Raw genomic sequence first — 21,145 nt, 5'->3', positions numbered from 1 at the left:
GCAACCATGCTGCATGGGGTTATTAAATAAACACTAGCTTCCTGCCTGTGTCATTATAAATTACTTAGGTAAACAGCTTTTTGGAAGTTTACCGGCCACAATGGCGTCTTGAATAAAAGACATAACCTCTTTGAACACTTGCTCAGCATTATGCTCAGTTGTATCAACAACTATCGCATCGCTAGCAGGAACTAATGGGGCAACCTTGCGATTCATATCGCGATCATCGCGAGCTTTAATGTCTTCTAACAGACCACTTAGTGTAACATCATGGCCTTTCTCATTCAACTCAACAAATCGCCTGCGAGCACGCTCTTCTGCACTTGCAGTCAAATAAATTTTAAGTTCAGCATCAGGGAATACCACCGTTCCCATATCACGTCCATCAGCAATTAGGCCAACTTCAGTTCTAAAAGCGCGCTGACGTCGTAACAATGCTTCTCTCACTCGTGGCAATGCCGCAATTTTTGACGCAGCTGCGCCTACTTCTTCATTGCGAATAGTGTTAGTAACATCTTCACCTTCAAGTACAATTTTGCTTTTTTTAGTTTCTTTATCGATAGAAAACTGTACATCCAAATTGGCAGCGAGTGGGACTAAACCCTCTTCGTTATCAGTTGCAATTTGGTGGTGTAATGCCGCTAACGAAAGCACGCGATAAATCGCACCGCTATCCAACACTTCCCAATTTAATGTTTCAGCTAACAAGCGACAAACAGTTCCTTTGCCTGAACCACTTGGGCCGTCTACGGTGATAACTGGCATAGCTGCCTGCATTTAGACCTCCTAAAAATGCTCACCTGAATTTGACGGCGCATAGTATACGTCAATTTGCTGAATATATCCTTATTTACCTGTCATTTTTTGTTATATCTCAAATTATTAGTGCAACGCAAAATGCTATACGTCAGGTGCGAACTGGCTTTAATTGAATGAAATTCAGTCAAACACCCGTGTATTTGACTTTGTTAAGATTGACTATTTTATAGAAGATTTTAAGGTGTTGAAGATCTTCAACACCTTGGATGAAATTAATACTGACTAATGCTTTCTAACACTGAAAAATAGGTTGGGAAAGTTTTTGCCGTACATTTAGGGTCGTTAATCGTGATAGCTTGACCACCCACAGCAACCATCGAGAAACACATCGCAATACGATGGTCATTATATGTGTCTACATCCGTGAAATTAAAATTAGCCGGTGGCGTAACTTCGATAAAGTCGTGCCCTTCTACCACTTCTGCGCCTACTTTTTTTAGCTCAGTCGCCATGGCAGCTAGCCTGTCGGTTTCTTTCACACGCCAATTGTAGATATTACGAATTGCCGTTTTACCTTTTGCAAATAGCGCTACGGTTGCAAGCGTCATCGCCGCATCAGGGATAGCATTGGCGTCAATATCCACACCATTTAACTCACCTTTTCGGACAACGATACGCTCATCATGCCAATCAATGTTTGCACCGACTTGTTCCATCACTTTGGCAAAGCCGATATCACCTTGCACACTTTGTTTACCCACTCCCTTGATCTCAATTTCACCACCTGCAATTGCGGCTGCAGCAATGAAATAAGAAGCTGACGAAGCATCCCCTTCGACCATAAGTGTTCCAGGAGATTGATACTGCTGGCCTGCTTTTACCACAAAATGTTGGTAATCGTGGTTTTCGACATGAACCCCAAAGTGCGCCATCACGCCAATAGTAATATCAATATAAGGCTTTGAAACCAGTTCACCTTTAATCGCAATATTCGTATCGCCACTAAAAAGCGGTGCCGCCATCAATAATGCAGTTAAGAATTGGCTTGAGATACTGCCGTCAATCTCAACTTCACCACCAGCAAGTTGCTTACCTGCAACTTTTAACGGCGGGTAGTCTTTGTTTTTGAGATATTGAATATCGGCACCAAGCGTTTGCATGGCATCGACAAGATGGCCAATTGGGCGCTCTTCCATTCGTGGCTCACCAATCAGTTCATAATCACCGGGTATAGCTGCAAGCACTGCAGTTAATGGGCGATATGCTGTACCAGCATTGCCTAAAAATAGCGGCTCAACGGGGGTGTGAAAGTTGCCACCATTTCCTTTGACCAGTGCCACCGTATTATCGTCTTCTAACGTTACTTCAACGCCTAACTGGGATAGCGCACCTAACATATGGCGGATGTCATCGCTATCCAATAAGTTCGTCACTTTTGTCGTGCCTTCGCACAATGCTGCAAGCAACAAAATACGATTTGATAAGCTTTTAGAGCCAGGTAGCGTCACACTGCCACTGACTTTAGTAATAGGCTTGAGGGTCAATTGTTCCATCAACTGTTCTCCCGTGCAAATTTATCCATAAATGCAACTAACGCTTTGATCCCTTCAATTGGCATGGCGTTGTATATACTAGCTCGCATACCGCCAACAAAACGGTGGCCTTCAAGTGCAATTAAACCGTTTTGTTCTGCCTCTGCCAAGAATTTAGCATTTAGGCTGTCATCATTTAACCAAAATGGTACGTTCATCAATGAGCGACAATGTTTTGCAACTTTGTTTGAATAGAAGTCAGAGCCATCGATGTAATCGTATAAAATGGCTGCTTTTTCTTGATTGTGCGCTTCCATAGCTTTAACACCACCAATGCTTTCAAGATACTTGAATACCTCAAACGCAAGATACCATGCAAATGTCGGTGGTGTGTTGTACATGCTTTGCTGATCAGCCTCAATGGCGTAATCAAGGATAGCAGGTCTTGGCAGCCCTTCACGCTTCAATAACGTCTTACGTACAATGGCGATACTGAGACCCGAAGGACCGATATTTTTTTGCGCACCAGCATAGATCAAATCAAAGTCATCGACGTTAATTTCACGAGATAAAATATTGGAAGACATGTCCGCTACAATTGGTGCGGTTGCATGCTTTGGAACGTCAAATATTTCAATACCGTCGATGGTTTCGTTTGGACAAAAGTGAATGTATGAAGCGTTTTCTGGTAACTTCCACTCGGAGACAGGTAAAATATCGAATTGACCATTTTCGTCAGTACGAATATTAATCGCATGCGTTTGCGTGAATTTTTCACCTTCTTTCGTCGCACCAGTAGACCAGATCCCGTTCTCGATATATACGCCAGGTACACCATCTACATGTAGATTTAGCGGTACAGCAGCAAAGTGACCTCGGCCACCACCATGCATAAACAGGACTTCAAATTCATCAGAGATGTTCATCAAACGACGTAAGCTTGCTTCGCATTGCTTTGCCATTTCGAGATACGGTGCCGAACGGTGGCTCACTTCCATCACCGAAACACCCAGATTTTGCCAATCTAGAAATTCTTTTTGCGCTTTTTTCATAACTTCAACAGGTAACATCGCTGGACCCGCGCAAAAATTATAAACCGTCATATTTTTCCTCATTCCAAATAATCTAGATCATCCAAAGAATAGCGTTATTCTCATGACTTTTTGGATGAACAGTGGGCTGCCCGACTAAAACGTCGGATTGTTGGTAGCCTTAATTTATCAGGCTTCAGGCTCTTGTCATAGAGGAACAGATTGAAAAAATTGACAGAAAGAAAAAAAGCGACCGAAGTCGCTTTTTTTTGGATAGGGTTTTTTATTCCTCTGCGTCAGGTTCCGCAGCCGGTGTTGCTTCACCTTCTAGCTCTGCAACGTCACCTTCAGGCAACGCTTCCACTTCAATTTCTTCGATGCGTTGAAGACCAACTACCTTTTCTTCTTCCATCGTACGGATCAGAATAACACCTTGGGTGTTACGGCCTACCGTAGAAACTTCGTTTACACGCGTTCTAACTAGCGTACCACGGTTTGAGATCAACATGATTTCATCGTTGTCGTCAACTTGAACCGCGCCAACCACAGAACCATTTCTTTCAGTTACTTTGATTGATACAACACCTTGTGTTGCACGGCTCTTCGCTGGATACTCTTCAAGCGGTGTACGCTTACCATAACCATTTTCAGTTACGGTCAAGATTGCACCATCGCCTTGTGGTACGATTAGTGATACCACTTTCACGTCATCTGGCATCTTGATACCACGAACACCTGTTGCTGTACGGCCCATCGGACGTAAAGCCAACATTTCTTCGCCAGTTTCAGGGTCGCGCTTCACTTCACCTGTTTCAGAATCTCGCTGCTTCTCGTTAAAGCGTACAACTTTACCATGCTCAGTAAATAGCATGATGTCATTTTCACCTGTGGTGATGTTAGCACCGATCAGGCTATCGCCTTCGTTCAAGTTGATAGCAATAATGCCACTTGCACGCTGACGGCTGTATGCAGTCAGAGGTGTTTTCTTAACGATACCACTTGCCGTCGCCATGACGATAAACTTATCTTCTTCGTATTCACGAACCGGTAAAATTGTCGTAATACGCTCATCAGCTTCGAGTGGTAACAAGTTAACAATTGGCTTTCCGCGCGCAGCACGTGATGCAAGCGGCAGCTGGTAAACTTTCAACCAATACAAGCGGCCAGAAGTGGAGAAACAAAGAATTGTATCGTGAGTATTTGCAACGAGTAGACGTTCGATAAAGTCTTCATCTTTCATCTTAGTTGCAGATCGCCCTTTACCACCACGACGCTGAGCTTCGTAATCGCTAAGAGGTTGATACTTCACATAGCCTTCGTGAGAAAGCGTAACTACAACGTCTTCTTCGTTGATCAAATCTTCTAAACTGATATCGTGCGCAGCAGCGGTGATCTCTGTGCGACGCTCATCACCATACGTTTCTTTGATTTCAACTAACTCATCGCGGATCACTTCCATCAAACGCTCTGGAGTAGAAAGGATGTACAGTAGCTCAGCGATAAGATCGAGTAGTTCTTTGTATTCTGCTAGAATTTTCTCGTGCTCAAGACCTGTTAATTTGTGTAGTCTTAAGTCTAGGATTGCTTGGGCTTGTTGCTCAGACAAATAGTACTGACCATCACGGATCCCTAATTCTTCCGCTAACCAATCTGGACGCGCAACATTTTCTTCGCCAGTGCGCTCAAGCATTGATTTAACGTTACCAAGATCCCAAGCTCGCGCAGTTAGCGCCGCTTTCGCTTCCGCTGGTGTTGGTGACTTACGAATAAGCTCAATGATTGGGTCAATGTTAGCTAGCGCAATTGCGAGGCCTTCAAGCGTGTGCGCTCGGTCTCTTGCCTTACGCAGGTCAAATACAGTACGACGCGTTACAACTTCACGACGGTGAATAATAAACGCATCAAGCATTTCTTTCAGGTTGAAACACTTAGGCTGGTTGTTGTCTAGTGCAACCATATTGATGCCAAACACAGTTTGTAGTTGTGTTTGAGCATATAGGTTGTTTAGTACAACCTCACCGACTTCACCACGTTTGATTTCAATAACAATACGCATACCGTCTTTGTCCGACTCGTCGCGTAGTGCACTGATCCCTTCAACCTTTTTGTCTTTAACAAGTTCAGCAATTTTTTCGATTAGTCTTGCTTTGTTAACTTGGTAAGGAATTTCATGAACGATGATGGTTTCTTTGTTTGTTTTCTCATCGACTTCGATTTCAGCTTTCGCGCGGATATAGATCTTACCACGGCCTGTTTTATAGGCTTGTTCGATGCCGTTTTTACCGCTAATGATGGCGGCAGTCGGGAAATCAGGACCCGGAATATAGTCGATTAACTCTTCAATGGTGATGTCTGGATTCTGGATCACAGCCAAACAGCCATTGATCACCTCAGTTAAGTTGTGAGGTGGAATATTGGTCGCCATACCAACCGCAATACCAGATGAACCATTCACCAATAAGTTAGGCACTTTAGTTGGTAACACATCTGGAATTTGCTCTGTACCATCGTAGTTTGGTACATAATCAACGGTTTCTTTTTCAAGGTCAGCAAGTAACTCGTGAGCGACTTTCGCCATACGTACTTCGGTATAACGCATCGCAGCTGCAGAGTCACCATCGACAGAACCAAAGTTACCTTGTCCATCTACGAGCATATAGCGCAGAGAGAAAGGCTGAGCCATACGTACAATAGTATCGTAAACCGCGCTATCACCATGCGGGTGATATTTACCGATTACGTCACCAACTACACGAGCTGACTTTTTATAAGGTTTGTTCCAGTCATTTTTAAGTTCATTCATCGCGAACAATACACGACGGTGAACAGGCTTTAGGCCGTCACGTACGTCAGGTAATGCACGACCTACGATTACACTCATTGCATAATCTAGGTATGAATTTTTTAATTCATCTTCGATATTGACTGGCAGGATTTCATTGGCGAGATCAGACATTTGACTCCACTTTCCTTCAGTGTCCACCCCTTTTGTGTCACACTACAACTTGTGTTGAGATGCTATCTGAATAGCAAATTGCTTTTTCTGCTGAAGCGCCAATTAAACGCACTTCAAAAAATAGCCGAATTGCCTCAGAGTATCAGCGGGGGCTTTGTTTATTATAAAATTCGTCAAGCATGCTAACACACTTTTTACCGTTTTACAGGTGCTATTTTTATCTAATCCCCTTTATAATGCGCTCAATTCGACGAGGAAGTTTTTTATGACCGAACATCAAAATGTAGACCCTAATGAAATCGCTAAATTTGAAGAAATAGCAGAGCGCTGGTGGGACCGAGAGGGAGAATTTAAACCATTACACGACATTAACCCGTTGAGGTTGGACTTTATTAACGATAAGTGTGAAGGCCTATTCGCAAAAACAGTATTGGATGTCGGTTGTGGTGGCGGGATTTTAACAGAAAGCATGGCTAAGCTGGGTGCAAATGCAACCGGTATCGATATGGGGCAAGAGCCGCTTAACGTCGCAAAGCTCCACGCATTAGAGGTCGGCGTTAACGTAGACTATCAAAAAGTGCCAGCGGAAGAATTCGCAGCCATGCACCAAGGTGAGTTCGATGTAGTAACTTGCATGGAAATGCTAGAACACGTACCAGACCCAGAATCCATTATTCGTTCAGTCGCACAGCTAGTTAAGCCCGGCGGTCATGTATTTTTTTCTACCTTAAACAAAACTACAAAAGCGTATTTACTGGCTATCGTCGCCGCAGAAAAACTGCTTAAAATGGTTCCTGAAGGCACGCATGAGCATGATAAATTTATTCGCCCTTCGACCTTAATTGATTGGGCTGAAAAATACGACCTCAAAGTTAGGGCGGCGACAGGGGTTAACTACAACCCTATCGGCAAAACATTTACCTTAACTAAAGACGTTTCAGTTAACTACATTCTACACTTTGAGAAGCTGGCATGATCCAGGCGGTACTATTTGATTTAGACGGCACCTTGCTGGATACCAGTGATGACTTGGGAGCCGCACTAAACCACGTTTTAGCTGCTAATAAAATGCCTACTGTCGGCAAACAGGTTTATAGCAGTGCGATTTCAAACGGCGTAGCAGCGATGTTGCAAGTAGGATTTGGTGAGTCATTAAAGCACTACGACATTCAAATATTACGGCAGGGTGTACTCGACTACTACCTGGCGAATTTATCAGTACATTCCCAATGCTTTGCGCAAATTGGTGAGTTATTAGCGGCACTTTTAGAAAAAGAGATTCAGGTTGGGATCATGACGAACAAACCTGAGTTTTTAACACTTCCGCTACTAAAACAGATCCCTGAACTTGCAAAGATCGAGACAGTAGTATGCGGAGATACACTGGCGGTGGCCAAGCCTCATCCAGAACCTTTGCTATTAGTGGCTTCAAAATTGGGGATTTCGCCAGAGCAGTGTATTTATGTTGGCGATGCTGAGCGAGACATTATTGCTGCAAAATCCGCAAAAATGATTAGTGCAGCAGCAATGTGGGGATTCATTCCATCTGAATCCGAAGCTAAGTCTTGGCATGCGGATCTCTATCTTACTAACCCATTAGACACGTTATCGCATATTTAGTGTCGATAAAAAAATAAAACACCATATATTGTGTTTTTGCTATAATAGATACGAATTTGTGTAGAAAAAAATCAGTTAGAATTTTTTTTTATTTTTGCTGAAAAGCATCATCTTTTTGTTGATTTTTCTTTGTGGGCAGATAAGTGGATTGTCATAGGTTAGTGGGTACTTACATAAATAAATTATCCCAAACTTATCCACAATTCTGCCCGAGTTGTTCTCTTGCAAATTCACGTCAACCCCACTATCTTGTGATCCCTAGCCACTAGGGCACCATATATAGTGGTGGTTTGCTAAACAATTTTATATTCGTGCGATATCTAAAGCGCGTTCCTAAGGAATACAGGCACATAACATGAACCAACAGCTATCTGTATGCAAAAGAAACGGTCGCAAAGAACCGTTAGATCTAGATAAGATCCATCGTGTCATTACATGGGCGGCAGAAGGCCTAGATAACGTCTCAGTTTCTCAGGTTGAATTAAAGTCACACATCCAGTTTTATGACGGTATTCGTACTGGTGATATCCACGAAACGATTATTAAAGCTGCAGCCGATCTGATCTCAAAAGAGTCTCCAGATTATCAGTATCTAGCCGCTCGTTTGGCTATTTTCCACTTGCGTAAGAAAGCCTATGGCTGTTTTGAGCCGCCGCACTTACACGACCATGTGGTAAAGCTGGTTGAAGACAAGCGCTATGATCAGCACCTTCTCACTGACTACACAAAAGCAGAGTTTGATGAGCTAAACAGCTACATCGACCATAGCCGAGATATGAACTTCAGCTATGCAGCCGTTAAGCAGTTGGAAGGTAAGTACCTTGTACAAAACCGCGTAACAGGTGAGATCTATGAAAGTGCGCAGTTCTTATATGTTCTTGTTGCTGCAAGCCTGTTTGCAAACTACCCGAAAGAAACGCGTCTAGATTACATTAAGCGATTCTACGATGCGGTTTCAACATTCAAAATTTCATTACCAACGCCAATTATGGCTGGTGTTCGTACGCCGACACGTCAGTTTAGCTCATGCGTACTGATTGAATGTGCTGATAGCCTAGATTCAATCAACGCAACTTCTTCTGCGATTGTAAAATACGTCAGTCAGCGCGCTGGTATCGGTATTAACGCAGGTCGTATTCGTGCACTAGGTAGCCCAATCAGAAATGGTGAAGCGTACCACACAGGATGTATTCCGTTTTATAAGCACTTCCAAACAGCTGTTAAAAGCTGTTCTCAAGGCGGTGTGCGTGGTGGTGCAGCGACCCTATTCTACCCGCTTTGGCATCTTGAAGTTGAAAACCTATTAGTACTAAAAAATAACCGTGGTGTTGAAGAAAACCGCGTGCGTCATTTAGATTATGGCGTGCAGTTCAACAAAACCATGTATAGCCGCCTAATTAAAGACGACTATATCACGCTCTTTAGTCCATCAGATGTGCCAGGCCTTTACGACGCATTCTTTGAAGATCAAGATAAATTCGAAGAACTGTATGTTAAGTACGAGCAAGATGAGTCTATTCGTAAGAAACGCATTAAGGCGATTGAATTATTCTCAATGTTTGCGCAAGAACGTGCGAGCACCGGTCGTATTTATCTACAAAACGTTGACCACTGTAATACACACAGCCCGTTTGACTCTAAGGTTGCACCGATCCGCCAGTCAAACCTATGTCTTGAAATTGCACTACCAACGAAGCCGTTAAGCCATGTAAATGACCCTGAAGGTGAAATTGCACTTTGTACGCTTTCAGCGTTTAACTTAGGTGCTATCAAGTCTTTAGATGAGCTAGAAGAGTTAGCAGAGCTTGCGGTTCGCGCACTTGATAACCTATTAGACTATCAAGACTATCCTGTTCCTGCTGCGTACAATGCAACGATGGGACGCCGTACACTGGGTATCGGTGTGATTAACTTTGCTTATTATCTTGCAAAGAATGGTGTTAAGTACTCAGACGGTAGTGCTAACGGCCTAACACACAGAACATTTGAAGCGATCCAATACTATCTGATGAAAGCATCGAATGAACTGGCAAAAGAACGCGGCGCTTGTCCTAAGTTTAACGAGACGACCTACTCACAAGGTATCATGCCAATAGATACCTATAAGCGTGACCTTGATAAAGTCTGTGAAGAGCCATTACGCCTTGACTGGGATGCGTTAAGAGCAAGTATCCAAGAACACGGTATGCGTAACTCAACGTTGTCAGCCTTGATGCCATCTGAAACATCATCGCAAATTTCAAACGCGACAAACGGTATTGAACCACCTCGTGGTCATATCAGTGTTAAAGCAAGTAAAGATGGTATCTTGAAGCAAGTTGTACCTGAGTACGATCGCCTCAAGAACAACTATGAACTACTTTGGGATATTCCATCTAACGATGGTTACCTTGCGCTGGTTGGTATTATGCAGAAGTTCATCGATCAAACTATCTCTGCAAATACCAATTATGATCCAAGTAAGTTTGAAGCAGGTAAAGTTCCTATGAAGCTATTGCTAAAAGACTTACTCACCGCATACAAACTTGGTGTTAAAACACTTTATTACCATAACACCCGCGACGGTGCTTCGGATGCTCAAGATGAGATGAAACCAGAAGCAGAAGACGATGGTTGTGAAGGCGGCGCTTGTAAAATATAACTTTTTATGCGGGTGGTCATCACCCGCTTTTTTAGGTATTGAGTAACACATTTATGGCATATTCTACGTTTAGCAGAAATCATAACGACCAATTAAAAGAACCGATGTTTTTCGGACAAACTGTTAATGTATCTCGCTACGACCAACAGAAGTTCCCTATTTTCGAAAAGCTAATTGAAAAGCAATTATCGTTTTTCTGGCGTCCAGAAGAAGTAGACGTAAGTAAGGATAGATTGGACTTTCAGGCACTTCCTGAGCACGAAAGACATATCTTTTTGAGCAACCTAAAATATCAAACATTGCTAGACAGTGTGCAAGGTCGCTCTCCAAACGTTGCACTTTTGCCGATCGTCTCCATCCCTGAGCTTGAAACTTGGATCGAAACTTGGGCATTTAGTGAAACTATTCACAGTCGCTCTTATACTCACATTATTCGTAATGTAACGCAAAACCCTGAGTTAATCTTTGATGACATCGTGGGCAATGACAAAATTGTTGAACGTGCGGATGCAGTGACCAAGTATTATGACGAACTGATTGAAAAGGTAAGCCTTTATAATCAATACGGTGAAGGCAAGCATGAAATTAACGGCACAACGGTCGTCATAAACTTGTTTGAACTGAAAAAGCTTCTGTACCTTTGCATCATGTCAGTAAACATCTTAGAAGCTATTCGCTTCTACGTGAGTTTTGCCTGCTCGTTTGCTTTTGCTGAGCGAGAGCTTATGGAAGGTAATGCAAAGATCATCAAGCTAATTGCTCGTGATGAAGCGCTTCATTTGTCTGGCACACAGCACATGCTGAATATCATGCAAGAAGGCAAAGATGACCCTGAAATGTCTATCGTGGCAGCACAATGCCGTGACGAAGCGATTAAGATGTTTGTTGAAGCAGCTGAGCAAGAAAAAGAATGGGCTGAGTATCTGTTTAAAGACGGTTCAATGATTGGACTAAACAAAGATATTTTGTGTCAATACGTTGAGTACATCACAAATATTCGTATGTCAGCGGTTGGTTTACCAACGCAATTTGAGACCAAATCGAACCCGATTCCGTGGATCAATGCTTGGCTTGTTTCTGACAATGTTCAAGTTGCACCACAGGAAGCTGAGATCAGCTCATACCTTGTTGGACAAATCGACTCTGAAGTTGATGCCTCTGACTTTGGCGATTTCGACCTGTAATGGTTGAAAAGCCATCCTTCCTAATTCAGGTTGAGAATATTGAGGAGCCACTGGAATATGTGGCTTCTTCGTCTTCGATACTCGAAACCCTTGAAGCCGCAAATATTGAAGTCCCCTATCAATGCCGCGAGGGTTTTTGCGGCGCCTGCCGCGCCAAGCTCATTGAAGGACAAACACAGTACGCGAACGAGCCGCTTGCTTTTGTGAGAGATGGGGAAATTTTATTGTGCTGTAGCAGACCCACAAGCCATATTAAAATAGAGTTGCCGTAAATAACCAAAATCCGCGACATAACAACTTGTTCTCTAGCAGCCGTTATCCCGAGTTTAGGTTAACTAGTGCGTTAAATCAGCTTGGTAATTTGAGTACGAATGTAGTGTTCACTATCAGTAACACTCATCGCCCCATTTTCAAAAATCACGTCCCAATGTAAACTTCGCGTCAGCATTTCACACAATTCAGCTACAAAGTCCGTGGGAATACTAAACACAGAGAAAGATCCAATAAACTGTAATTGCGCTCGACGCTCTTCAAACCATTGCTCACCGTCAGCACACAACACTACAACCTTAGCATAAAGCTTTTCATACTTGAGTATCTCATCGACCTCTAAGGTACCAATAAACAAAGCGACTTCAACCTGGTCGTTGTCGTCTTCTAGCCATACGTCCGGCCAATGTTTTTTCTCCGCCTTGCTCCACTTTGCCGGCTTATCAAAAGACAGTGCGCATATCCCAAGCAGTTTCATCGCAAAATGCTCGCTACTTTCTTTTGACAACATGGCGGTAGTAAACGCTTCTTCATGGTGGCTATGGTGAAATAAGTCAGCAACCTTAATCCTTGCCTTGAAAACAAATGGCTTGTTCATTATGTTGTGCTCACTTTAGCTTGTTTCTTAACTATAGCTGTAATTCTAATTTCAACAATAACTAAGTTATAGTATAACGTTATTGATCCGCAAAATTTGTAGTGTTATATTATCACTCTATTAGTCGAACAGCTCACTCGTTCAATACATAACCTAACTCGTGGTAATAAAAATATGTTTAAGCAGTCTCTTATCGCCAGCGCATTAATTTCAATAATAGGTGCAGCGCCAGCTTATGCTGCACAACTAACAGGTAAAGTTGTTGACGCAAACAATCAACCACTTAGTAATGTAACCATCCATCTTCATGGCAAAAGCAAGTCAGTTAAATCAGATAAGAATGGCCAATTTACCATTGCAATAGATGCTGATTCTCAATTACACGTTACTAAGCCTAATTATCTTGATAAACGTGTAGATGTAGATGAAGCCCAAGGATTTGTTCGAGTCGAACTAAAACCAACATCTGTTGAGAGCATTGTTGTTTACTCTTCTGCCCTACATAAAAATAGTATGGAAATGACCTCTCCGGTCAGTGTATTAAGTGGGGATGAGCTAAAAAACCGTGCCAAACCAACACTGGGTGAAACACTAAAAGGCCAACCAGGGATCAATGCTAGTTACTTTGGTCCGGTGAGTTCAAGCCCTATCATCCGTGGTTTAGATGGTCCTCGGGTTAAAATCACGCAAAACGGGTTAGACAGTAGCGATGCCTCGCGCGTTGGCCCAGATCACGCCAACACTAATGACTCGCTGGCTGCGCAGCAAATTGAAGTGCTAAGAGGTCCTGCAACCCTACTTTACGGCTCAGGTGCAATCGGTGGTGTGGTTAATGTTGTTGATAATCGTATTCCGACAGACGTGATCGATAGCCTTCAGGGCGCTGCCGACTATAGCCATGATACCAACTCAAATACCAATACCTTTGCGGTATTATTAGAATCCGGCTTTGACGGATTTAACTTCCATTTCGATGGCGTTAAGCGTAAAGGTGGTGATTATGAAACCCCTAATTTCGCGCTTCCACACGACGAACATGAAGAACACGAGCATGAACATGAAGGCGAAGCTCATGCCCACGAAGCAGAAGAGCATGAAACAGAGTACGCCAATCGCGTCGACAATACCTTTATCGATTCTGAGCAATTTAACTTAGGTACAAGTTACGTTGGCGATCATCTGACCGTTGGTTTCTCTTATGGCCGTGTTGATACGGACTATGGCATTCCTGCTCACTCTCATATTGGTCATGACCATGATCACGAGCATGAAGAGGAAGGGCATGACCACGAAGAAGAATCCGTATTTGCTCGAGTAAAACAAGACCGTTGGCAAGGGCTTGTAAATTATGCAGTACACAGTGACTGGCTTGAATCTGTTGGTCTACGTGTCGGCTACACCGATTATGAACACGCTGAAATTGAAGATGGAAACATTGGCACTGTATTTGAGAATGATACAACTGAGTTACGCTTAACGGCAGAGCACCGCTTAGGAGAGTGGCACGGCACTGTTGGTTATCATTTCTCCGACAGCGATTACGCCGCAAACGGTGCAGAAGCTTTCACGCCATCGACCAATACCAAAACGCACGCACTTTATATCCTTGAAGAACGTCGTTTTGGAGACTTCACACTTGAGTTAGGTGCTCGTATTGAAGACTACCAGTTATCAAGCAAAGGCAATCAACTGGAAGCGTACGAAGAAGATCATGACCATGAAGGTGAACACGACCATGATCACGACCACGGCCATGGTGGTAACTTAGATAATGGGTTTATTTCTTATGACCTGGAAATGACCAATCTAAGCTTGTCTATTGGTGGCGTGTACGACTTTGCTGAAGGCCAAAACGTCGCTGTTTCGCTGTCTCGCTCGGAGCGCGCACCATTAACCGCCGAATTGCTTTCAAATGGCATTCATATCGCAACCAGCACCTATGAACTAGGGCTTGGTTATGAGCTAGAAGGTAATCATTTACACTTTGAGCCGCAAGATATCGAACAAGAAACATCAAACAACCTAGACATTAGCTTTAGAAAGTTCTCAGGTAACTTTGGCTATACCGTTAATTTCTTCTATAACGACATCGAAAACTTCTACTATCAGGCATTAACAGACTATATCTATAGTCCAGAGCACGGTTTAGAAGTGGCGGATCATGCACATGAAGGCGCTGTTCCGGTGTTTAAGTTTGAAAGCAGTGATGCCAAGCTATACGGCCTTGAGTTTGATGCCCATTATAAACTAAGCAACTTTGCACGCGTCAAAGTGTTTGGTGACTCGCTGACAGCGAAGTTAGATAACGACGAATATTTACCACGTATTCCAAGCAACAAGCTAGGTCTCGATTACGAGCACAGTTACGAGAACCTAACAGCTAACTTCACGGTGACACATTACTTCAAGCAAGACAACATCGCGAGCTATGAAAGTGAAACTAAGGGCTATACGTTAGTGGATATGTCGTTTAACTATGACTTTGAGTTTATGGGCAGTGACATGGTTGGTTATGTTAACCTTGATAACCTAACAGATGAGCTAGGCTTTGTGCATAGCTCGTTTATCAAAGAGCAAGCCCCTCTTCCAGGTCGTAATATCAAGCTTGGTATCAGAGGCTACTTTTAATACCGATTCCTTTCTTTTATAGAAGCCAAAAAGCTACCTCTTGTGGGTAGCTTTTTTATTTGGATTATTTATATTTTACTACTTCTTATACTCAACGTGATGAAGTTCTCAAAGTTGGTAGCGTCTAAAATATCAAGCGTGAACCTATGGCTATTCACCCAACGAGATAATATCCAATCAATGTTAGGATCTTTCAAATCACGCAGTGCAAGGATAAAGTCGCCTGTTGATGCTCCGCTTTTAACATGTGCTGCATAAAAAGTACGTAGTAAATGATTAAACCTTTCCTCTCCTAGCTCATGATGCAAAAGCGCAAAAAATAGCGCCCCTACCGAATAGGCATTAAGCCCTGCTTTTCCATACTCTTCAAACGCAGTCGTTAAATATTTAGGCTGTTTAACGAACTGGTTTTTTGCTCGTTTTAGTACGTTTGTCATATGCGAGCTTAAAGACACCCTTTTATTCAGCCGTGAATCCGTTAAATATTCTAAAAAGGTAGCCTTACCTTCATTCCAGCGTGGTGAGTAGCTTTCATTCGAACGTGGGTCCCATAGATGACTCAGTTCGTGATACAAACGAGTTACCTCCACAAACCCCTCGCTGTCTTGAATAATTGCGGTAACACCAGCTTGAGCACCAAACCCCTTTGGGATCTCTATAAAGCTAAACTCACCAGTGCTTTGACGTTGACCAAACCAACTTTCATACAATGTTATGGTTTGTTTTGCCTTTTCCATATAGTCAGTTGCATATTTATTTCCCGGTAACGTAAATAGCTTAAAGCCATGCCCTTTTGTCACGGTATATGGTGCGACCATGAAGTCCATTCTCCATGAAGGTTTCTGGTTTTTGTATGAATAAACCTTTCGTCCTTGATCGGTTTCTGTTACGCCTAGTAAAATTCCACCATTTGCTACTACTAAGCCGCTATCCACTTCGATGCTAGCGGTGTAGTTATACAGCTTCTGCCAAAAGCGTGACGCGCGATTGACCCTATCATCAGGCACTGTGATGAGCGGATAAGCATATGCGTCCATACGAATAATAGAAAACAAAGGGGTGATGTCATCTTTAATATAAGCCATCCCAGTTTCTACATACCCCTTTATATGGCCAGAATAATTAACAGTAAAAGTTGTTTGTTGATCGGGTTGGAGCGCCTCAGATAACGATAATTTAATATAATTAGACTGAAATAGTGAGTCATCAATATTACTTACTACTCCTTGTGTATAGTTGAGGGACTTACCCGCTTCCGAAGTGATATCGACAACACTAAGCAAGCGATAAAGTCTTAATGGGATTACTCTAGTTGGTGTTGTTCCTTGATTTTTAACCGTTATCGTTGCGCTGCCAGATAGACTGCTTGTTTGTGTATGTATGTTGAGATTGAGATGATAGTTGGTTGCAAATGTTTCTATTTTTTCAATGCTGGGGAGCTCGCTTGCTGAAGCAGAAATGCAGCTTAGCCACAAAAAATACGTAGCAAATACATCGTCTATCCTTAATATTATTTTGTTGTTTTAACAAAAATAGAGCGGAAGGCATGTTTTTACTACCATATTTTTTTGTATCATTGTTTTAGATCAAAAAACAAAATCTGTTAATCACTAAACCTGCTAGGTTCTCGTACCAAAGATTTTGTCACCGGCATCACCAAGCCCAGGGACTATATATCCTTTCTCATTTAAGTGGCTATCTAATGCTGCCGTGTATATTTCAACGTCAGGATGCGCTTCTTCCACTAACTTTACTCCCTCAGGCGCAGCTACCAGCACAATCGCTCTGATCTCTTTTGAACCTGCTTTTTTTAGCATGTCGATAGTAGCAATCAGCGAGCCACCCGTTGCCAGCATTGGATCAATAACCAAAGCGAGTCTAGCATCGATATTGCCCACCAACTTCTCAAAATAAGGCACTGGCTCAAGTGTTTCTTCGTTACGCTGTAAACCCACAACACTTACTTTAGCTGCTGGGATCAATTGCAGTATGCCATCTAGCATTCCCAAACCGGCTCTTAAAATTGGCACCAAGGTGATCTTTTTGCCTGTCAGCCTTTTAACTGTTAATTCGTTACCATCCCAAGCAGAGATGACCTGATCGCTCAACGTCAAATCTTTTGTTGCTTCGTAAGTGAGTAAGTTGCCAACTTCTGAGACAATTTCGCGAAAGTTTTTGGTTGATATACCCTGCTCTCGCAAGAGTCCAAGTTTATGCTGAACTAATGGGTGATCAATTACATGTAATGCCATGGCTGCGTATCCTTATAAACTGCTAAAGAAATCTTCTGGTTTATGCCTTACTGGCTTTGTACACTGCACCGTAGGCGTACCTAAATAAAGATAGCCAACGATCTCATCTTTTTCATCGAGACCAAGTTGCTTTTTCACTTCTGGACTCTGGGCAAAGTAACCCGTTCGCCACACACCAGACAACCCCTGTGCAAAAGCGGCTTGCTGCATAGCAAGTACACTACAACCGGCACTTTGAATTTGCTCAATACGAGGCACTTTTGGATGTTCTTGATAAGGAGATACTGCGATGATCAACATAGGCGCGCGCTCTGGTAGCTCTCTCGCTCTATCTATCACCCGCTGCTCTTGCAGCTCTTTCACCGCCGCTTGATAATAGATTTCACCTAGCTTTTCGCGGCCTTTTTCTTCAACTGTAATAAATCTAAACGGTGTTAAGCCACCATGATCTGGCACTTTTAGTGCTGCTTTTTTAATGATTTCTAACTGAGCTGGATTAGGTCCAGGAAAAGACAGATTGCTATCTGACTGGCGTGTTAAGAGTAATTCTATGGCGTCCATTAACTCATCCCGTGTTGTGCCTTCAAAATGGCCGTGAATTATACCAATTTGACTTAATACGTGTCCCGAAATAGACCAAATACTTAAGCAAATTGGTATTACGTGGCTTGTAGTCTATCATTTTCCCTTAAATTCGACCACGTGACATCACGGATTTCTGGATAGCATCCTTGCAATATTTCGTTTTACTCTGGAAGTAAATTGCGTTGTTTCCTATCAATAAGTAGCCTCAACCAATAGTCAGCACTGACATAACGTCCACCACCGGTAAAAAATAGTGAAAGTAGTAATACAAAGTAAGTTGCCGCAAATTCAATTCCATTGTTTAAAATAACAATATTGCCTTTTTCATAGAGATAATTTGGTCTGCCATTTTCTTCGACTATCTCTTTAATTGAATCCAAACGTTGCTTCGCTGCTACGCTATTTTCTAAGCTCACTTTAGCTTCGTCAAAGCCAAGCCAGTCTAATACTTTAGCGGCGCTGGTGTCTGGGTTTGTTGGCGTTACCGAAAACCAGCCATGCTCCAAATGCACCGTCGTTGCAGCAACGACCATAGTCACCATGAGCGGTATAGACACTAAACGCGTAAGCAAGCCAAGCAAAATCAACCAACCACCTAAAAACTCTGTCCAAGCGGCAAGAAAGGCAAGTAAGTCAGGAAAAGGTAAACCTAAGCCCCATTCACTATTGCCAAACCATGCGACAATATCGGGATCGGCGAGGAGGCGTTGTAAAAATGTCGCGTCCGGATTAGCCAAATTTAATTTATTGTAACCTGCAATGATCATAACTGGCGCGAGAATAAGGCGCATGAGTAATGGCGCGATACCAGAAAAATGTTGAGATAAATGTTGTAGTTGCCGATACGGCTTTAGTAGGTTGGCAAGCATATGCGATCCATAGTTGATGTTTGAATTATCAGTATAGACCGCAGATTGGGTTGGGTTATTTCGTTAGATCTTTCTTGCTACCTGAAGGGCTTCTGCAATCGCTCGCTTAGCATCAATCGCTGCCGCCAGTTTAGCCCCACCGATAACGTGCTGATTTTCAGGTAGCACCTCTTTATCGAACAAGCTATCGTTAGAAACTTGTCCAATACAAGCAATGACCGTATCGACATCTAACAGTTGCTCTTCACCCGCAACTCTTACGGTCAAACCTTGATTATCAAAGCTGATATATTCGCATTCTGCAATTTGCTGAACATTGTGGTGTTTTGCAACGGCTCTGTGGATCCAACCGGTGGTCTTACCTAAGTCTTTACCAAAACGTCCTTCAGAGCGTTTTAACATATAAATCGGCCTTTGCTCTTGTGAAGGCTGCGCTTCGCATTCTATTCCCCATTGAGATTTAAAATCAGGGATCGTTTGTTCTCGCTGTTCAGTTAAAAACGCTACCATGTCAAAGCCAATACCACCGGCACCTAAAATAGCAATTTTATTACCTAATTCTACTTCACCTTTAATCACTTCGTCATAGGCAAACACACGTTTCCCATCTGCGCATTCTATTTTCGACATACGTGGGCTTACTCCCGTTGCAAATACCACATCATCAAACGCGTTTGCCATTGTTTCTTCGTATGGTGTATTTAAGCAAAGCTCAACGCCCAAGCGATTTATTTCGCTGACATAGTATTTAAGCGTATGTTGGAAATCTTCTTTACCTGGTATTCGCATCGCTAAATTAAACTGACCACCAAGCTCGCTACCTTTATCAATCAACTTAACTTGGTGGCCTTTTTTAGCGAGATAGTAACTTACAGACAACCCAGCAGGTCCTGCCCCAACAACGAGTACTTGTTTTTTCCTTTGGGCACTCTGAAGTGGATAATCCAATTCAAATCCGGCTTGTGGATTTACCAAACATGTTGCTCGTTTACCTTTAAATACGTGGTCTAAACAACCCTGATTACAGCCGATGCAAATATTGATTTGTTCCGAGCGCTGCTCTTGATATTTGTTAAAGAATTCAGGATCAGCCAGCAATGGACGCGCCATAGAAATAAGGTCGGCATCACCTTTGGCTAAAATGTCATTAGCAAGATCTGGCGTGTTAATCCTATTTACTGCTACAACGGGTATATCGACAGCCTGTTTTAGCCTATGTGACGCTTCACGGTAGGCACCAGGAGGCACCATTGATGCAATTGTTGGAACGCGCGCCTCATGCCAACCAATACCGGTGTTAAGAATATCCACACCTGCCGCGACCAAAGCTTTGGCTTGAAGCACAACTTCTTCTGGAGTTGAGCCATTTGGGATTAAGTCCATGACCGACAGGCGAAAAACGATAATGAACTTATCGCTCACTTTCGCTCTAACCGCTTTTACAATATCTGTTGCCAATCGCATTCTGTTTTCTAAGCTACCACCATAGTCATCAGTGCGCTTATTGGTATGACCCGCCATAAACTCATTGATTAAATAGCCCTCTGAACCCATGATCTCCACACCATCGTAGCCTGCTTTTTCGGCCAACTTAGCTGAGTGAGCAAAGTCTTTAATCGTACCTTTGATGGCACTTAAGCTCATTGCTTTTGGTTTATATGGATTAATCGGTGCTTTGATCGCACTAGGTGCAGTGTTGAATGGATGATAAGCATAGCGCCCAGCATGTAGTAACTGTAGACAAATTTTGCCGCCGTGTTTATGTACTACCTCGGTGTATGCTTTGTGTTTAATTACATCGTATAACGAGTTAAAAGAAGAAGAAATTGGTGTCAACTTACCACGTAGGTTTGGACTGTAACCACCAGTTACGATCAGGCCCACTCCACCTCTTGCTCGTTCTTCATAAAATGCAGCGAGCCGCTTTCGGTTGTGCCACCCTTCTTCAAGCCCGGTATGCATTGATCCCATTACCAAGCGATTTCGCAAACTGGTATGTTTAAGTTGTAGTTCTTGTTCTAACATTTGCCGCCCCACAAAACTGGTCTTACCTGTGAACATTAACGTTTTTTTATTATTTGGCAAGTCTTAAGAAGAAAGAAATTAACGAATTTGGCAGCATTGGCGATATTTCAATCATGAAAATACTTCGTTACGTTTTTCTATTATTCATGAAACTCGCTCTGATATATGATAAATGTATAGAGTTGTATTGAAGTT

At 42.8% G+C, this 21,145-nt stretch carries 16 protein-coding genes; 6 read left to right on the top strand and 10 right to left on the bottom strand.

All coding sequences use genetic code 11. The features are described from left to right. Nucleotides 1-60: 60 nt before the first annotated feature. The 4 genes from cmk to gyrA all read right to left on the bottom strand — a co-directional run bounded on the left by cmk (nt 61) and on the right by gyrA (nt 6,278). On the bottom strand, nt 61-777 hold the full coding sequence (cmk, locus tag DS891_RS03160) for a (d)CMP kinase (RefSeq protein WP_174168821.1): 717 nt from the start codon (nt 775-777) through the stop codon (nt 61-63). Nucleotides 778-1,031: 254 nt separating this feature from the next. Further along, nucleotides 1,032-2,312 carry a 3-phosphoshikimate 1-carboxyvinyltransferase gene (gene aroA / locus DS891_RS03155; RefSeq protein WP_102056856.1) on the bottom strand — a complete coding sequence of 427 codons (1,281 nt, stop codon included), beginning with the start codon at nt 2,310-2,312 and terminating at the stop codon, nt 1,032-1,034. Continuing rightward, nucleotides 2,312-3,394 carry a 3-phosphoserine/phosphohydroxythreonine transaminase gene (gene serC / locus DS891_RS03150; RefSeq protein ID WP_174168820.1) on the bottom strand — a complete coding sequence of 361 codons (1,083 nt, stop codon included), beginning with the start codon at nt 3,392-3,394 and terminating at the stop codon, nt 2,312-2,314. Before serC ends, aroA begins: the two co-directional genes overlap by 1 nt. Nucleotides 3,395-3,605: 211 nt before the next feature. Then, the gene (gene gyrA / locus DS891_RS03145; protein ID WP_174168819.1) at nt 3,606-6,278 is read right to left on the bottom strand and encodes a DNA gyrase subunit A; all 2,673 of its coding nucleotides are present in this window, start codon (nt 6,276-6,278) and stop codon (nt 3,606-3,608) included. A 265-nt stretch (nt 6,279-6,543) separates the two neighbouring features. On the opposite strand from gyrA, the gene ubiG reads away from it, so the two are divergent. The 5 genes from ubiG to yfaE all read left to right on the top strand — a co-directional run bounded on the left by ubiG (nt 6,544) and on the right by yfaE (nt 11,995). Next, complete coding sequence (gene ubiG / locus DS891_RS03140) at nt 6,544-7,254, top strand: bifunctional 2-polyprenyl-6-hydroxyphenol methylase/3-demethylubiquinol 3-O-methyltransferase UbiG (RefSeq protein WP_174168818.1); 711 nt, start codon at nt 6,544-6,546, stop codon at nt 7,252-7,254. Further along, nucleotides 7,251-7,898 carry an HAD family hydrolase gene (locus DS891_RS03135; RefSeq protein ID WP_174168817.1) on the top strand — a complete coding sequence of 216 codons (648 nt, stop codon included), beginning with the start codon at nt 7,251-7,253 and terminating at the stop codon, nt 7,896-7,898. Before ubiG ends, DS891_RS03135 begins: the two co-directional genes overlap by 4 nt. A gap of 355 nt (nt 7,899-8,253) precedes the next feature. After that, complete coding sequence (gene nrdA / locus DS891_RS03130) at nt 8,254-10,539, top strand: class 1a ribonucleoside-diphosphate reductase subunit alpha (protein ID WP_174168816.1); 2,286 nt, start codon at nt 8,254-8,256, stop codon at nt 10,537-10,539. A 53-nt stretch (nt 10,540-10,592) separates the two neighbouring features. Next, the gene (nrdB, locus tag DS891_RS03125) at nt 10,593-11,723 is read left to right on the top strand and encodes a class Ia ribonucleoside-diphosphate reductase subunit beta (protein ID WP_010604850.1); all 1,131 of its coding nucleotides are present in this window, start codon (nt 10,593-10,595) and stop codon (nt 11,721-11,723) included. Continuing rightward, nucleotides 11,723-11,995 carry a class I ribonucleotide reductase maintenance protein YfaE gene (yfaE, locus tag DS891_RS03120; protein WP_010604851.1) on the top strand — a complete coding sequence of 91 codons (273 nt, stop codon included), beginning with the start codon at nt 11,723-11,725 and terminating at the stop codon, nt 11,993-11,995. Before nrdB ends, yfaE begins: the two co-directional genes overlap by 1 nt. Before the next feature lie 71 nt (nt 11,996-12,066). Here yfaE and DS891_RS03115 read toward each other — a convergent pair whose 3' ends face one another. Continuing rightward, on the bottom strand, nt 12,067-12,591 hold the full coding sequence (locus DS891_RS03115) for a YaeQ family protein (RefSeq protein ID WP_039495785.1): 525 nt from the start codon (nt 12,589-12,591) through the stop codon (nt 12,067-12,069). Between the two features lie 174 nt (nt 12,592-12,765). Between DS891_RS03115 and DS891_RS03110 the strand changes: the two genes are divergently transcribed. Beyond that, entirely contained in the window at nt 12,766-15,219 is a 2,454-nt protein-coding gene (locus DS891_RS03110; protein ID WP_174168815.1) for a TonB-dependent receptor, read from the top strand. A gap of 68 nt (nt 15,220-15,287) precedes the next feature. Here DS891_RS03110 and DS891_RS03105 read toward each other — a convergent pair whose 3' ends face one another. The 5 genes from DS891_RS03105 to DS891_RS03085 all read right to left on the bottom strand — a co-directional run bounded on the left by DS891_RS03105 (nt 15,288) and on the right by DS891_RS03085 (nt 20,950). After that, entirely contained in the window at nt 15,288-16,694 is a 1,407-nt protein-coding gene (locus tag DS891_RS03105; RefSeq protein ID WP_217448570.1) for a M1 family aminopeptidase, read from the bottom strand. Nucleotides 16,695-16,838: 144 nt separating this feature from the next. Beyond that, a complete protein-coding gene (gene upp / locus DS891_RS03100) occupies nt 16,839-17,471 on the bottom strand; it encodes a uracil phosphoribosyltransferase (RefSeq protein WP_010604856.1) in 633 nt (210 codons plus the stop codon). A gap of 12 nt (nt 17,472-17,483) precedes the next feature. Beyond that, nucleotides 17,484-18,032: an NAD(P)H nitroreductase gene (locus DS891_RS03095; RefSeq protein WP_010604857.1), complete on the bottom strand. Its 549-nt coding sequence runs from the start codon at nt 18,030-18,032 to the stop codon at nt 17,484-17,486. Nucleotides 18,033-18,217: 185 nt separating this feature from the next. Then, nucleotides 18,218-18,925 carry a DoxX family protein gene (locus tag DS891_RS03090; RefSeq protein WP_102056865.1) on the bottom strand — a complete coding sequence of 236 codons (708 nt, stop codon included), beginning with the start codon at nt 18,923-18,925 and terminating at the stop codon, nt 18,218-18,220. A gap of 63 nt (nt 18,926-18,988) precedes the next feature. After that, the gene (locus DS891_RS03085; RefSeq protein ID WP_174168814.1) at nt 18,989-20,950 is read right to left on the bottom strand and encodes an FAD-dependent oxidoreductase; all 1,962 of its coding nucleotides are present in this window, start codon (nt 20,948-20,950) and stop codon (nt 18,989-18,991) included. Nucleotides 20,951-21,145 lie beyond the last annotated feature (195 nt).

It is taken from the genome of Pseudoalteromonas sp. JC28, from assembly GCF_013319255.1.
Taxonomy (GTDB): Bacteria; Pseudomonadota; Gammaproteobacteria; order Enterobacterales; family Alteromonadaceae; genus Pseudoalteromonas.
Note: the sequence above shows the minus strand (reverse complement) of the source record. Positions and strands in the feature narration are given on the sequence as shown.

Excerpts from the sequence above, each read along its gene's own strand:
- cmk (WP_174168821.1), bottom strand. The coding sequence starts at position 777 with ATGCAGGCAGCTATGCCAGTTATCACCGTAGACGGCCCAAGTGGTTCA.
- aroA (WP_102056856.1), bottom strand. The coding sequence starts at position 2,312 with ATGGAACAATTGACCCTCAAGCCTATTACTAAAGTCAGTGGCAGTGTG.
- serC (WP_174168820.1), bottom strand. The coding sequence starts at position 3,394 with ATGACGGTTTATAATTTTTGCGCGGGTCCAGCGATGTTACCTGTTGAA.
- gyrA (WP_174168819.1), bottom strand. The coding sequence starts at position 6,278 with ATGTCTGATCTCGCCAATGAAATCCTGCCAGTCAATATCGAAGATGAA.
- ubiG (WP_174168818.1), top strand. The coding sequence starts at position 6,544 with ATGACCGAACATCAAAATGTAGACCCTAATGAAATCGCTAAATTTGAA.
- DS891_RS03135 (WP_174168817.1), top strand. The coding sequence starts at position 7,251 with ATGATCCAGGCGGTACTATTTGATTTAGACGGCACCTTGCTGGATACC.
- nrdA (WP_174168816.1), top strand. The coding sequence starts at position 8,254 with ATGAACCAACAGCTATCTGTATGCAAAAGAAACGGTCGCAAAGAACCG.
- nrdB (WP_010604850.1), top strand. The coding sequence starts at position 10,593 with ATGGCATATTCTACGTTTAGCAGAAATCATAACGACCAATTAAAAGAA.
- yfaE (WP_010604851.1), top strand. The coding sequence starts at position 11,723 with ATGGTTGAAAAGCCATCCTTCCTAATTCAGGTTGAGAATATTGAGGAG.
- DS891_RS03115 (WP_039495785.1), bottom strand. The coding sequence starts at position 12,591 with ATGAACAAGCCATTTGTTTTCAAGGCAAGGATTAAGGTTGCTGACTTA.
- DS891_RS03110 (WP_174168815.1), top strand. The coding sequence starts at position 12,766 with ATGTTTAAGCAGTCTCTTATCGCCAGCGCATTAATTTCAATAATAGGT.
- upp (WP_010604856.1), bottom strand. The coding sequence starts at position 17,471 with ATGGCATTACATGTAATTGATCACCCATTAGTTCAGCATAAACTTGGA.
- DS891_RS03095 (WP_010604857.1), bottom strand. The coding sequence starts at position 18,032 with ATGGACGCCATAGAATTACTCTTAACACGCCAGTCAGATAGCAATCTG.
- DS891_RS03090 (WP_102056865.1), bottom strand. The coding sequence starts at position 18,925 with ATGCTTGCCAACCTACTAAAGCCGTATCGGCAACTACAACATTTATCT.
- DS891_RS03085 (WP_174168814.1), bottom strand. The coding sequence starts at position 20,950 with ATGTTAGAACAAGAACTACAACTTAAACATACCAGTTTGCGAAATCGC.